General features: G+C 56.3%; 13 protein-coding genes. 7 read left to right on the plus strand and 6 right to left on the minus strand.

The window, feature by feature from the left end:
• The first annotated feature begins 10 nt into the window (after positions 1-10).
• Positions 11-3,079, plus strand: a complete 3,069-nt coding sequence (locus tag GGQ68_RS23210) for a type I restriction endonuclease subunit R (RefSeq protein WP_183970262.1) — start codon at positions 11-13, stop codon at positions 3,077-3,079.
• Positions 3,066-3,806, plus strand: coding sequence for a M48 family metallopeptidase (locus tag GGQ68_RS23215; RefSeq protein ID WP_183970264.1), 741 nt, complete (start codon positions 3,066-3,068; stop codon positions 3,804-3,806). Before GGQ68_RS23210 ends, GGQ68_RS23215 begins: the two co-directional genes overlap by 14 nt.
• Here GGQ68_RS23215 and GGQ68_RS23220 read toward each other — a convergent pair.
• The 4 genes from GGQ68_RS23220 to GGQ68_RS23235 are packed head-to-tail and all read right to left on the minus strand — an operon-like array spanning position 3,754 to position 5,916.
• Positions 3,754-4,011 carry a hypothetical protein gene (locus GGQ68_RS23220; RefSeq protein ID WP_183970266.1) on the minus strand — a complete coding sequence of 86 codons (258 nt, stop codon included), beginning with the start codon at positions 4,009-4,011 and terminating at the stop codon, positions 3,754-3,756. The genes GGQ68_RS23215 and GGQ68_RS23220 overlap by 53 nt on opposite strands.
• Before the next feature lie 39 nt (positions 4,012-4,050).
• Complete coding sequence (locus tag GGQ68_RS23225; protein ID WP_183970268.1) at positions 4,051-5,139, minus strand: AAA family ATPase; 1,089 nt, start codon at positions 5,137-5,139, stop codon at positions 4,051-4,053.
• Position 5,140: 1 nt separating this feature from the next.
• Positions 5,141-5,515: an IS66 family insertion sequence element accessory protein TnpB gene (tnpB, locus tag GGQ68_RS23230; RefSeq protein ID WP_183970270.1), complete on the minus strand. Its 375-nt coding sequence runs from the start codon at positions 5,513-5,515 to the stop codon at positions 5,141-5,143.
• Entirely contained in the window at positions 5,512-5,916 is a 405-nt protein-coding gene (locus tag GGQ68_RS23235) for a hypothetical protein (RefSeq protein ID WP_183970272.1), read from the minus strand. Before GGQ68_RS23235 ends, tnpB begins: the two co-directional genes overlap by 4 nt.
• Before the next feature lie 209 nt (positions 5,917-6,125).
• Here GGQ68_RS23235 and GGQ68_RS23240 point away from each other — a divergent pair, with 209 nt between their 5' ends.
• Positions 6,126-6,647, plus strand: a complete 522-nt coding sequence (locus GGQ68_RS23240; protein WP_343056067.1) for an ArsR/SmtB family transcription factor — start codon at positions 6,126-6,128, stop codon at positions 6,645-6,647.
• A 397-nt stretch (positions 6,648-7,044) separates the two neighbouring features.
• On the opposite strand, the gene GGQ68_RS24950 is transcribed toward GGQ68_RS23240, so the two are convergent.
• Positions 7,045-7,632: a DUF3885 domain-containing protein gene (locus GGQ68_RS24950; RefSeq protein WP_425502997.1), complete on the minus strand. Its 588-nt coding sequence runs from the start codon at positions 7,630-7,632 to the stop codon at positions 7,045-7,047.
• 387 nt (positions 7,633-8,019) lie between these two features.
• Here GGQ68_RS24950 and GGQ68_RS23245 point away from each other — a divergent pair, with 387 nt between their 5' ends.
• Complete coding sequence (locus GGQ68_RS23245) at positions 8,020-8,571, plus strand: hypothetical protein (RefSeq protein WP_183970274.1); 552 nt, start codon at positions 8,020-8,022, stop codon at positions 8,569-8,571.
• A 392-nt stretch (positions 8,572-8,963) separates the two neighbouring features.
• Here GGQ68_RS23245 and GGQ68_RS23250 read toward each other — a convergent pair whose 3' ends face one another.
• A complete protein-coding gene (locus tag GGQ68_RS23250; RefSeq protein WP_246429529.1) occupies positions 8,964-10,010 on the minus strand; it encodes a purine-nucleoside phosphorylase in 1,047 nt (348 codons plus the stop codon).
• Between the two features lie 293 nt (positions 10,011-10,303).
• Between GGQ68_RS23250 and GGQ68_RS23255 the strand changes: the two genes are divergently transcribed.
• The 3 genes from GGQ68_RS23255 to GGQ68_RS23265 are packed head-to-tail and all read left to right on the plus strand — an operon-like array spanning position 10,304 to position 12,671.
• A complete protein-coding gene (locus GGQ68_RS23255) occupies positions 10,304-11,749 on the plus strand; it encodes a COG3904 family protein (protein WP_183970276.1) in 1,446 nt (481 codons plus the stop codon).
• A complete protein-coding gene (locus GGQ68_RS23260) occupies positions 11,746-12,138 on the plus strand; it encodes a hypothetical protein (protein ID WP_183970278.1) in 393 nt (130 codons plus the stop codon). Before GGQ68_RS23255 ends, GGQ68_RS23260 begins: the two co-directional genes overlap by 4 nt.
• On the plus strand, positions 12,135-12,671 hold the full coding sequence (locus tag GGQ68_RS23265) for a hypothetical protein (protein ID WP_183970280.1): 537 nt from the start codon (positions 12,135-12,137) through the stop codon (positions 12,669-12,671). The genes GGQ68_RS23260 and GGQ68_RS23265 overlap by 4 nt, the downstream gene beginning before the upstream one ends.
• Positions 12,672-13,049 lie beyond the last annotated feature (378 nt).

Below are 13,049 nucleotides of genomic sequence, written 5' to 3' on the forward strand. Positions count from 1 at the left end.
GGAGTGCCCCATGAGCAAGATCGGCGAGGCGGAACGCAAGGCCCAGAACCGGGTCATCGACCTGCTGTGTGGGGACACATCCGGCACCCCTGGCGGCCTCGGCTGGCGCTACCTTGGTGACTGGCAAAAGCGTGAGGGCAACGCCAATATCGAGCCCTCGCTGCTCCGCCCATGGCTGGAGGCGCGCGGCTACGCGCCCGAGGTCATCACCCAGGCCATCACCCGCCTTGAACGCGAGGCGCGGATGGAGGGCACCAAGCTCTACGAGGCCAACCAGAGCTTCTACGACATGCTCCGCTACGGCGTGGCCATCGCCCCCGGCCCAGGCGAGGCTCCCGTCACCGTGCGCTTTGTCGATTGGGGTAATGCGGGCGCCAATGACCTCGGCGTGGCCGAAGAGGTGTCGATCAAGGGCAAGGACGCCAAGGCCTGGAACAAGCGGCCCGATCTGGTGCTTTACGTCAACGGTATCGCGCTTGGCGTGGTGGAGCTGAAGAAGTCCACCGTGGGCGTGGGCGAAGGCATCCGCCAGACGCTCGATAACCAACGGCCTGAGTTCATCCGGCACTTCTTCACCACAGTGCAGATCACTTTTGCCGGCAACGATAGCGAAGGCCTGCGCTACGCCCCGATCAAGACACCGCAACCCTATTGGTTGGCTTGGAAGGAAGAGAGCGAGATCTCCGCCCGCCTCGACCAAGACGTGACGCAGATGATAGCGCCGACGCGGTTCCTCGAGCTGATCCACGACTTCACACTGTTCGATGCGGGTATCAAGAAAATCGCCCGCCCGAACCAGTATTTCGCCGTGAAGACGGCTCAGGAACGCGTGGCAGTGCGCGAGGGCGGTATCATCTGGCAGACCCAGGGCTCGGGAAAGAGCCTGATCATGGTGATGCTGGCGCGCTGGATCCGGGAAATGTACCCGGACGGCCGCATCCTGGTGGTCACGGACCGCAAGGAATTGGACAGCCAAATCGAGGACGTTTTCGGCAATACCGGCGACAAGGTGCGGCGCGCGCGATCGGGCAACGACCTGATGGCCGCACTCGCCGATCCGACGGATCGCATCATCTGCTCCCTCGTCCACAAGTTCGGCAAGAAGGAAGAGGGGGAGTTGGAAGGTCTGATCTCTGATATCCAGAACGCCAACATCGGTGCGCCCAAGGGAGAGTTCTTCGTCTTCATCGACGAGGCACACCGCACTCAGTCCGGCAAGCTGGCCATGGCGATGCGCAAGGTGCTGCCCAAGGCCATGTTCATCGGTTTTACCGGTACACCGCTGCTGAAATCCGACAAAGGTACATCGCTTGAAACCTTCGGTCCCTACATCGGCAAGCCTTACCGATTTGATGAGGCGGTCGAGGACGGCGTGGTGCTGGACCTACGCTATGAAGCCCGCGACATCGATCAGAGGATCAGCGCGCCGGAGAAGATCGACGCTTGGTTCGAGGCCAAGACAAAGGGGCTGACCCTGATCGCAAAAGCGACTCTCAAGCAACGCTGGGGAACGCTTCAACGTGTACTGTCGAGCCGTGACCGGCTGGAGCAGATCGCTAACGATATCATTCTGGATATGGAGATGAAGCCGCGCCTGAATGCGGGCATGGGGAACGCCATGCTCGTGGCAGGCTCCATCCCCGAGGCGTGCGAGCTCTTCGAGATTTTCCGTAAGTCCGGGTCAATCCTGGCCGACAAGTGCGCGATCGTGACCTCCTACAAGCGCGCCGCCCCGGAAATCACCGGTGAAGAAACCGGCATGGGCGAGACTGAGAAGCAGCGCGTCCACCGGGTCTACACCGATCTCCTCGGCGATACGTCGGAGGAAGAGTACGAGGAGGAGGCGCTACGGATGTTTAAGAAAGAGCCGGGGCGGATGAAGCTGCTGATCGTGGTGAGCCGGCTGTTGACCGGCTTCGATGCGCCGACGGCCACCTACATCTACATCGACAAGCAGATGCGGGATCATGGGCTGTTCCAGGCGATCTGCAGGGTGAACCGCTTGGACGGCGACGACAAGGATTTCGGCTACATCGTCGACTACAAGGATCTATTCCGAAACATCGAGAGCGCGGTGGATGACTATACGTCCGAAGCGTTCGATGCCTTCGACAAGGAGGATGTCGAGGGCCTGATCTCGGACCGTGCCGAGCAGGCCGACACGGATCTGCGGACAGCGCGCGATGCCTGGCTGGGGCTTCTCGACGCGGTCGAGCAACCCAAGGGCGATGATGAGCTCTTCGCGTATTTCTCCAGCCCCGAAGGCATCGAAAGTGATCCCGACGCGGAAGAAAAAGCCCGCCGCCGCCAAGCGCTTTACAAGTTGGCGGGGCGCTATGCACGTGCCTACACGAACGTCGCCGCCGAACCGGACGGATCGGACTTCAACGAGCTGGAGCTGGCGGAAATGCGCCAGGAGGTCGAGCATGCCATCGGCATCCGCGATGCCGTGCGGCTCCACAGCGGCGATGCCGTTGACATGAAGCTCTACGAGCCGGCCATGCGCCACCTGCTCGACAATTACATCAGGGCCGAAGACTCTCAGGTCATCTCTCACCTGGATGACATCAGCCTGATTGACCTGGTCGATAGCAAAGGGGCCCAAGCCGAGGATGATCTTCCGGCGCCCTCCAAGCGCAAGCGTGAGAATGTTGCCGAGGCGATCGAGAACAACGTCAGGAAGCTGATCATCGACGAGACACCGGTGAACCCTAAGTTCTACGAGAAGATGTCGGAGCTGTTGACTGACCTGGTGGCGCAGCGACGGAGTGGCGCGATTGAGTATGCCGAGTATTTGGAGAAGATCGCGGAGCTGGTAAGGGCCGCGAAATCCGGGCATGGCAACACCTATCCTGAGAGCATGAAGTCGCTCGGGCAGAAGGCGTTGTTCGACAACCTGGGACAAGATGAGGCCCTAGCGCGCCGGGTCGACGAGGCTGTACGAGCGACTGCCCCCCACGGGTGGCGCGGTCATACGATGAAAGAAAAGAAAGTCAGACGCTGCCTGGAAGCTGAGATTTCGGATCCCGACACTGTGGATACGCTACTGCAGATACTGAAGAACCATGGTGAATACTGAACACCACATTATCGGAGGGACGCCGGTCGAGGTCCGCTGGAAGGCGATCAAGAACCTCCATGTCGGTGTCTATCCGCCTGACGGCCAGGTCAGAGTTGCCGCCCCGCTGAACGTCAGTCTCGATGCCGTCAAGCTGGCTGTCCTCACGAGAATGGATTGGGTTCGTCGCAAGCAAGCCCGTTTCCTAGCTCAGGAGCGCCAGACGCAACGGCAGTACGTCTCCGGCGAGACACACTTCGTTTTTGGCCGGCCTCTTCGACTGGATGTGATCCATTGGGACAAGAAGGTCCACCGGATCGAACTCATCGGCAGTGACCGGCTCCGCTATTCGGTGCCGGCAGACACAACGCCTGCAGTACGCAGGCGTTGGCTGGAGAATTGGTACAAGGCTCGCCTGAGGGAGCACGTGGCTCCACGGCTCGAGCATTGGTCATCGCATTTAGGCGTTGCCACCGAAACCTGGGGCATCCGGCCCATGAAAACGAAATGGGGCAGCTGCAATCCGGACAAGAAAATCGTCTGGCTTAATCTCGAGCTCGCCAAGAAACCCGTTGGGGCGATTGAGTACGTACTGCTGCATGAGCTCGCCCACCTGATATCGCCGCGCCATGATGAGCGTTTCATCAAGGTCCTTGACGACAATATGCCGAAGTGGCGCAGCATACGCGACGAGCTCAATCAGTATCCGCTTGCTGCGTGGGAAGATCTGCAGACTTTGGCTCGGTGACGTCGTCGCACGGCCTGTCGGTTGCTCGCGATTTTTCCAGGGCCTGCCGCCGCAGCTCCATTCCCCGTTCCACAAATCGCCGAAAACGTTCCGGATCTGGTTCGACATCTCGTATCGAAGAGCGGTAGGCGATGGTGACCTGGATGGCGCCAACGATGCATGCGCCGATACCAAACACGACGAAGATGATCTCGAATTCAGTCACGAAGCCGCCTCCCTAGTGTGATGAGCGCGTGAAATCGGTTCAATGCAACGTGGGGTGACATTCGAGATCAGCTGCCCTTTGCAGCACCCGTGCCGCAGTTCTCAGACTCGGTTGGCTTGCCTGGCCGGCACGCTTGAAAGCTTCGACAGCGGCGTCCAGGGCCACGTCGCTGGTGCCCTGCCTGCGCCCTTCGCGCCAGATGAACATGACCAGTTCGTCAGTCGTTAACGCTCGTAGGGATATCGGTGGGCATCTGCTCAGAAGCGGCTCGGGCAACGCGTGGTAGTTGTTGGATGTCAGGACCCAGATGACCCAGCTCATGTCGAACTTGACCTGATAGAATGGGCAACTCCAGCTTCGTGCGGTCAAGGGCTCCAACAGGGGTAGCAGCGCCTCCGACAGTCCGAATGCGCGGCCTGACATGGACGTCGCAGTCCCAGACTTCTCGACCTCATCAACGACCATGACCGGATTGCCGACATGTTCCATAAGGATCGTGGAAATGAGACGCCCGGGGCCGGCGCTTCCCCATCCACGCTGGGACCCTACGACACCGAATGAAGCATTTTCATTCGTTGCCTCGATAACGGTCGTGGGTACGGTCAAGAGGCGGCCAAGGCGCCGCGCCCAAAAGCTCTTGCCAATCCCGGGAGGGCCATCGAGCAGGATGGGCGGCAGGCGAAGACCTATGGAGCCTTCTCTTACCGACCTGCGCATGGCCCTCCAGACCTGTTCGGTCGCGGGCCCCATCCAGGGCATTTCATCGTGAAGAGCCGCCGCGATTTCGTCCGCTTGGTGTTCGGTCTTCACCGTCGCAAGCCGAACGCCGCCTGCCAAGGCGGTCAATCGCTCCCGTTCATCCCTCTGCAAATGGCCCATCCCTGACGCTTCCTGGCGGCGTGCAATAAGCTTCTTGACGCGTTTCTGGATCCTGCTCCTCTCGAGATGGGTTATCCTCGTCTCATGCAATTCCTGATTGTCGACTCCAAGCAGTTCGACTTCATGCGCCGGCTGGCCGACCAGGCCACTTCGCAGTAGCCGTAGGTGCTTGATGAAGCGCTTTTCGAGGTAGTCCGCGGTCTGCTCGACGGGAAAAATCTTGCACTGAATGAATGGGATCGTCGCCATGTCACTCGACCTCCGCGGTTGTTTTATTGAAAATGGAGGGGTGGTGATAGGCGGCCGAGACGACGCGGCGCCAATCGATCCCTTCAAAGAGAGCTTCAAACTGTGCCTTCGTCAGGGTCATCGTCCCGTCGGAAAGTTTGGGCCAAACGAAGCCCGCGCCTTCGATACGCTTGTAGATCAGCACGAGGCCGGTGCCGTCCCACATCAGGACCTTGATCTTGTCACGCCCCTTCGAGCGGAAGACGAAGAACGCACCGGAGAAGGGATCGAGTTCGAAATTGGTCATGACGTAATTGGCCAACCCATCCATCCCCTTTCGGAAGTCGACAGGTTGAGTGGCCAGATAGATACGATAGCTGCTAGAGGGCGCGATCATTGATACTGCCCCGCAACACGGATCAGCTTTTGAAGGTCTGCTTCGCCGATGGACAAAGGAAACTGGAGGCAGATCCCTCCCACATACAGATGAGCAGAGCCGGCTGAGCCATTACCTGCAGCGGTCGTTTGGGGCGCCGCCGGCGCGACAACCGGTTCGACTGATATCTGAGCGAAGGCTGGCCCATCGACGGAGATCTTCTCGCCTCGCTCTCGCCGATCAGCGACCCACCACTTTCTCACCAGACATTCATGGGCATCCAGCTCGGCGGCGACATCTCCAGGCGACATGCCATCTTCCCGAAGGCGCCTTGTCGCCTCGCGTTTGAGTTCGCTCGGCCAAATCCTTTTGCCCGACGGGGAGGTCCGGATCTGGAACCCCCAGACTTCACGTTTCGCCATAGTCGCCTCCGATCGTAGTTCGGATGCAGACTACCGGACGCGAGGTGGTCAGGTTTAGAGGGCAATCAGGGGGTCAGATGCAACGCTTACCTTCTTCGTGGGATCGATGTGGTAGCGGATGACACAGGTCAGCATCATGGATTCCTTTAAGTGTGTTTTCCCGATCCTAGACGTTTGCCAACCGCAGATGCTTCGATTAGGGTCGAACTATGAGGGAGGGTCCAGACATTGCACATATCGCTGCTCTGATTGGCGACCCGGCCCGCGCCAACATGCTGACCGCGCTTATGAGTGGAAAAGCCCTGACAGTAAGCGAACTAGCCGGAGAAGCTGGGGTGACGATCCAGACGGCCAGCTCGCACCTGTCCAAGCTCGATGAGGGCGGCTTGCTGCGACCCCGAAAGCAGGGACGGCATAAGTATTTTTCGCTCGCTAGCGACGAGGTGGCACATGTCCTTGAGGGGCTGATGGGGCTCGCGGCAGGTTCGGGATACCTGCGGAAGCGCACTGGCCCCCGAGATGCGGAACTGCGCCAGGCGCGAGTTTGCTACAACCATTTAGCTGGGGACATGGGCACGCAAATGTTCGACAGCTTAATTGCGCAGGGCCATTTGGTTCTGGATGGTAAAGAGCTGATTCTGACTGATTCAGGTGCTGCATTCGCCTCGGAATTTGAGATCGACGTAGAGGGTCTGTGTAAGGCGCGCGCTCCGGTTTGTCGGGTGGAGTGAGCGCAGATCACATCTGGCGGGCAGCTTGGGCCGTGCATTCCTCAACCGGTTCGAGAAGTTGGCTTGGGCCAAACGCGATCAGAAAACGCGAGTGGTGACCTTCTCTCGAAATGGCGCAGAAGAGTTCAAAAAGCTCTTCCCGGTGAGGTAGAACCGTGTCTGCTTCTTCAAAGCCGTAATTGGCGCAGTCGCAGCGAATTGGCGCTTTGTCCGCATCGCTGACCTTGGCCTCCCGGCACATGCTGCACCAAGACATGGACGACCGCTTCGGGCTAGCTGCATCGCAGCGTTGATGGTGCCTTCCAAGGTCCGGTAAGAGCCGGAAGCTACGCCGCGCGGGGCGATCAGGCGCTTGCCCCTGCGGCGCAGCGAAGGTCCGGTTCGAGCCCATTTTGACCTAATACTTGTCTGATCTGTTCGACATCCAAGTCCGATACCGGCTTTCAAGATCACTTATCTTGCCTGGTCGTAGGCTTATTACATCGAAGCCTCCGTTATAGGGCGCTAACACCGTTTTAGTGTTCACTGAGAATAGAACTGCCCTTTCTTGGTCGTTTGCAATCTCACTAAACAATCCGTCAAGAGATCGTGGTTTCCAATCATGTACCGTCGCAAAGAACGTTATCTCGGATTGATCTGCAGTATCTTCGCTGCCGTCGATCCAAGTCATGGCCTTAGTCATTAGCATGCGGGCTGGTAAGTCATTGTCTCTATGCGTCGAGTCAGTGAAACATCCAGTTACCACCCATACGCGTGCATGATCTCCAAAACACTCGCGAGCAAGTGTGTTGGCCCTAGATAAAACAGTGTCCCACTCTTTATCGGTATCGGCATATCGCTTACTTTTGGGGAGTGCATGAAATCTCGTCCAGTAGTCGAAAAAGTCATATCTTAAAACGTGCCCGAGCGGCGGCGTCTCACCGAATGAGCGCCGCCAAACTTGCGAGAATTCGGCTGAAGGTTGTGGTGAAGTAAAATTAGACATGTTCGTTTGATAGCTCAGAAGTGCCAACTGCAGCAATGTCCGCACTGCTGCACTTGGGGCCTTGGACTATGCTGCGCGGTGCCATGAAGGTCCGGTATGGGGAAGCCGCGCTGCGGCAATGCTGATCCTGGCCAATGACTGGTGAGGGCCGGGAGCCACGCCCAGGGAAGGGAGGGCGGGAAGCGGGCTTTCGCTGCGGCTTGGACGAACGGCAGCTGTGCGCGGGGAGTGGACGAAACTGCCATTCATTTATTAACAGCTAATGGCACATGGCTGAACTAAAAGCGAAATGCGCTTGACGGGAAGGTTTAAGTGCCTTTTAAATCTGGAGTTGGTATAATTGCATGCATTTGACCCCATCAATGTGGCTTTAGTTGAAAGGCAAATATGGACGACTTTCTTGATTTCTTTGTGGGCAGTGAAACCATCTCTCTTACCATGGAGAAGTGGGGAATAGTTCATCATAAAACTACAATAGCTACCATATTCGCTCAAGCATATGACGCTAGGCCTGAAGGGCAAAAGGACAAAAGCCTTACGGATTTTGAGGCGAATGCTCTAGCGGATGGAGTGCTGAACTCTACGGATATATCCAAAAGAGTTTTCTCTGGTTTTTTTGAAGAACTTTCCAAGGTTGTCAGTAGTGATGCCAAAATTTCAATTGTTCAGGGTGAAGTGGTGAAGCTAGTCACCCACGAGGATGAACTAAAGGCAATCCCTTGGATGGTGATCGCCGTCGCCGCGTTTGCAGCAGTGTGTGCGTATGGCCTCTACAAACATGCTCAAAGTAGGGGCTTTGGCATTGGGGGCCGGGGCTCGCGGCCTGACGAGCCTGATTGGGTATTGATAAAGTCGGCGTTAGACAGCCAAGTTCCAGGCCCATTTGTGCTTGTTCCGCAATCTCTGTTGGAGAATATCGCAAAGCTTAATCGCACCTAAGCTTATATTGAGATAGTGTATCTCCTGTCTCGTCATTTAAATGAAATGCGATGTGAGAAGGGCTGTGAGCTGCCGTTAGGCGAGATCTGCGCCAACGTCAGCTCCGGGGCCGGAGTGTGCGTCAACGCTTTTAACTAACCGTTTCGATGAGAGGTTTTGACCACAACAAACTGTTTTTGTTGAGCTCGGGGGGAATTCCCGACCTCCGCCACGGCCAACCCGAGCCTGACTGGAGTGCCCTTTCGCTTCCTGCGGTGGATGTCATCGCTCAAACTGCTGCCCAAGGCTAAGGTTGTAGCACATCAACCTTGAGCCCCGCAGCGAAGGCGCTTTGCCATTCACCACACTTTTTAGAATTCAGCCGAATGAGAAACACTGCCTAAATTTGACGATCAGTCAGCAACTTGCTTCGGAACGCCGTCTTTCCACTGTTCCCAATCTGCGACGATCTTATCTACCAGCGGGGCACCAACCAAGGTGATGTTCTGGACGGTTTCAGCGAAGCCCCCGGCAGTTTCACCCGGTGCCGGATCAAGATGTTCGAGCGTGGTTTCATTTGGATTTCCCTGATCGAAGTTTACCGCACCACGCAAGCTCATGATCCGGTCGGTTCCATATTGGCGATTGATCACCAGCGCGATTGCGGCGGCTTCCATTTCTGTGATCATGTAGTCATCTGCACCATAGAGATCGGCCATGTACTGAGCTTCTTCTGACAGGCCGGGGCCGTGAAAAAATGTATCCCCAGTCATATGCGTCCCGGTTTTCACACTCGGCGCAGCCTGCGCGGCATCCTGTGGATAGCGCTGGCGATATTCACGCGCAGCTTCGGAATCCTTCAAGTCGACGCCGTCGGAAAGTGCGACACCTTGTGCGATTAAATCGGGGTTCATTTCAAATAAGCGATACTCTTCGTAGCCTGAGCGCGGCATGAAGACAGGCGCGCCGGGCTCGCCTTCTTCTGGTGCCCAACGATGGCCGAGGTCATAATCCACCAGCCATGTTCCCCACACAACATCACCGATCGTCCCCATTGAAGGTGGAGTGCCCCCAACTCCTGAGAGCAGGTAATAGGCTTCGGAAAAATCGTAATCGGGATGCAGCAGGATCGCTTGCATGGACGCAGAGGAATTGACCTTACCCATGCCAAGAACAGACCCGCAGACGCCATCATCGTTGCAATGTACCGGACGGAAGGCACCTGCAACATCCTGCGCTTCGGCGTCGGTCCAGTAGTTTTCAAACCAATGCTGATACTCACCTGCACGATCACCGGTATTTTCGCCAATCTCGAACATCGTGCCGATAAAGACTTTTACCTTGACGGGTTCGGCCAACGCGAATGTCGCGCTCAGAGCTGAGATTGCAAGGGTGGCCAGACCTAGCTTGCAGGGATTGTACATAGCGGTTCCTTTTGAACGGGTTACTGTTTTCGACATGCAACAAGACCTAGAGCACACTGACCGGAGTACGAGGAAACAGTCTCAATCCGGAAGATGCTGCCGCTTCCATGATGAAACCATCACCGAAACCTGAATTTTTGCGGTGTTATTGAGCAATTTGAGGGGAGAAGTGACCTGTTTATGTTCAAGGCAAGGCTCCGTCTCTGGGATCAGATGTCATCCGTCCAAACACAACCACTGGGACGCTGCTGCGCAGAAATCGAAGCTTGCTCAACATTGAGTGTTGCGACTAAAAATGTCGACATGCCCGAACATCAAAGAGTGAAGTTGTGATTAGTCATCAGCCTGTGTTTTCGAGCCTGTTCGCAGCCTTCCTGCTGGCATCGTCCGCCGCTCAGGCAGCAGAAGTGTCCAAGGCCCCGAACGAGGAAATGCGCTGTTACCTGTCTGTGGAAGGTCCGATCGCCGCAGGTGATGCCGAGAAAATCCGCACAGCGATGGCGGAATTCCCATCGGATCACCCCGAAGACACCGGCCTGTACTATCCAAATTCAATGAACAGTTGGAGGAAAGTCTGTTTCGACAGCCCCGGCGGCAGCTTTTCGGAAGGGGTGGAAATTGCGCGATATCTGCTTGCGGAACAGATTGGCAGCGCCGTGCCACGCGATGCCGAATGTATCTCCGCCTGCGCGGTGGCCTTCATGGGCGGCACAAATGACACCAAAGGCGACGGTGGGTCGATCCCCTTCCGTCAGCTGCATCCATTGGGCAAACTTGGCTTTCATGCACCATTTATTGAGGTACCGGAACGGGACTATTCCGGTGCGATTGTGCAGCAGGCCTTTGAGGGGGCGCTCGCAAATATCGGATTCTTGCTGAGCCGCGGCGATGAAATGAAATTTCCGCGAAGCCTGGTTCTGCGGATGTTGCAGACGCCCAGCGACAAGATGCACTACGTTAAAACCGTAGGAGAAGCTTCCCGTTGGGGCATCGGGGTCGCGCCTGTCGTACCCCGCGCAAATCTGGAACAGGCATCCGTGGTCAACGCCTGCTACAACCAGGAAGCGTTCCTGCAGGACAAGCCGATGGAGATCTACGCCAAAGCCGATGATGTGGTTATGGAAACAGACGTCGCAACCGCAGTTGGGACGCTTCCTTCTGGATTTCGCGGTGAGCTTTCGATGCGCTGCCGCGTCGTGCATCCGCCTGTATCGGAGTATGATCGGTACAGTCCGCTTACGCACCGGGCGATCCACGATATTACCGAGTATGAGGGCGTTTACCCGTTTCAATTTTATGATCCCCTCACGCCGATTTCCTCTCTTGTCGACAAAAGCGGCGAGCCACCGCAACGCGTGCATAGCTTTGAACAGCGGCATGAAGTGGAAGCTGTCTGCCTAGTGTTTGAAGAGGGTCAAGTGAGGGACAGCGAGCCGTGTCGATGGGAAATTAGAAAGGTCAGAAACGCTGATCTGACAGTTGAAGAAAGCTGGCATTTCCATTGGCCTTCGGGCAGTGAGACCATTATCGCGCGCAATGCCGCGAAAGAAGCGAAAGCAGACATGCTTAATGGCGGAACGGCTCGCAGGGTCGAAGCTTGGGATCTACCGTCAGACAACCGCGAAGCGATTGGGGATGCCGGGCAAACCCTAGGCTTGGCCGAAGATCGCTGGCTCAGTGAGAATTGCTGGCACGTCACATCAACCAAGCGCCTATTCTGCGTGGGTAGCTCTGGCGACGCTGTGGCACTAGCCGCGAAAGGTTTTGTTGAATGAGACCTTTGATCTGGACTTTTCTGGCTGTCTCAAGCCTCGCGCCAAATTCTGTAGCGGCTCAGGAAGACGCATTCTTCTTGCTGTCTGGTGCGCAACTTGAGTGTCTCGCGCAGAATGCCGCCCAATATCTGACCTCAACTGATCACACGCTTTTCATCAAGCCCGGTGACTGCGGATCGGAACAAACCGGAAAGACCCTAAGCTTCATCGAGATGACCTTAAACGCAGCGCCCAACATTGAAATTGTCGAAGACCGTGAAACCCCTGATGAAATCGTCGTCTTCACCCGAGAAGATTTTCTGTGTATTACCGATCAGGTCCTGCCAGAGGCCGCAGATCTTGTCGCTTTTTACCCACAGGGATGTCGGCTTGTGGTGCGGGCACCATGAGCGCACTCTCTTCGCGATTGGAAATGATTGCTGATGTTGGCTTCAAGGTTTTCAGTATCGTTGCAATCTGTTTCGGTGGGCTCCGCTATTTTCAAGAACGCGAAGAGATAGCACAGACGGACGCATTGAGCAGATCTTTGTCGTACATAGAGGAATACGGCAGCGAACGATATGTAGGTGCCCGGTTGGATCTCCATGATTTTTGGGTTGAGCATCCCCAATTGGTTGAACTGTTGTCCAGTGGTGGCATATCGGAAAGAGTTTATCGCGCCGCGTTGAGCCAAGATGTTTTCCGTTCCGGCGCTCACCGCCATATCCGTGAACCGCTGATCCTTCTGGACAATCTCTATAGTCAGGTCGCTTTCTGCTTCAGAAGCGACCTGTGTGAGGCGAAGATTTTGACGGAATTTTTCTGCCCAATCGCCCGGACAGAAGCGGTGGCTTATGCTCCGTTCTTTGAACGAATGACATTGGAAACCGGGGATCGCGATCTTGGCCGTGACTTATCTGAGTTTGGCTCAAATTGCTTTTAATGTTTCAGCATTCCGGTGAATTGGACCAACTGCAAGTTCTAAAAAACTCTGACTGATGATGTTCTTCAGCTTGCCCCGTAGGAAACTTGACGCCGTTCGCGTCTACCTGCACGATGGGCGGATTTTGTTGAAAAACTTCGATTTTGGCTAGGGTCAGGATGCATTGATTTCGCGTGAACAACATGATTCACGGCTTCGAAAACGGAGCGGAGACATGAGCGATTTTTTCTGGCTGACCGACTGACCTGCCCCTGAACTTTCATCCAGCCGCGACCGGAGTCCTAGGGTTGTTTACGCCGATTGGCGCAGGTTGAGCAATCGTCCGACGCGCGGAGCTTTCATCTCGCGCAGCGGGGCGGGCGATTGCGGTGGTCAGGG

Source organism: Sagittula marina (genome assembly GCF_014196795.1).
GTDB classification, from domain to species: Bacteria; Pseudomonadota; Alphaproteobacteria; order Rhodobacterales; family Rhodobacteraceae; genus Sagittula; species Sagittula marina.

Coding starts and splice junctions, on each gene's coding strand:
- GGQ68_RS23260 (WP_183970278.1), top strand. CDS start 11,746: ATGAGACCTTTGATCTGGACTTTTCTGGCTGTCTCAAGCCTCGCGCCA.
- tnpB (WP_183970270.1), bottom strand. CDS start 5,515: ATGATCGCGCCCTCTAGCAGCTATCGTATCTATCTGGCCACTCAACCT.
- GGQ68_RS23240 (WP_343056067.1), top strand. CDS start 6,126: ATGAGGGAGGGTCCAGACATTGCACATATCGCTGCTCTGATTGGCGAC.
- GGQ68_RS23250 (WP_246429529.1), bottom strand. CDS start 10,010: ATGTCGAAAACAGTAACCCGTTCAAAAGGAACCGCTATGTACAATCCC.
- GGQ68_RS23210 (WP_183970262.1), top strand. CDS start 11: ATGAGCAAGATCGGCGAGGCGGAACGCAAGGCCCAGAACCGGGTCATC.
- GGQ68_RS23265 (WP_183970280.1), top strand. CDS start 12,135: ATGAGCGCACTCTCTTCGCGATTGGAAATGATTGCTGATGTTGGCTTC.
- GGQ68_RS23225 (WP_183970268.1), bottom strand. CDS start 5,139: ATGGCGACGATCCCATTCATTCAGTGCAAGATTTTTCCCGTCGAGCAG.
- GGQ68_RS23215 (WP_183970264.1), top strand. CDS start 3,066: ATGGTGAATACTGAACACCACATTATCGGAGGGACGCCGGTCGAGGTC.
- GGQ68_RS23235 (WP_183970272.1), bottom strand. CDS start 5,916: ATGGCGAAACGTGAAGTCTGGGGGTTCCAGATCCGGACCTCCCCGTCG.
- GGQ68_RS23245 (WP_183970274.1), top strand. CDS start 8,020: ATGGACGACTTTCTTGATTTCTTTGTGGGCAGTGAAACCATCTCTCTT.
- GGQ68_RS24950 (WP_425502997.1), bottom strand. CDS start 7,632: ATGTCTAATTTTACTTCACCACAACCTTCAGCCGAATTCTCGCAAGTT.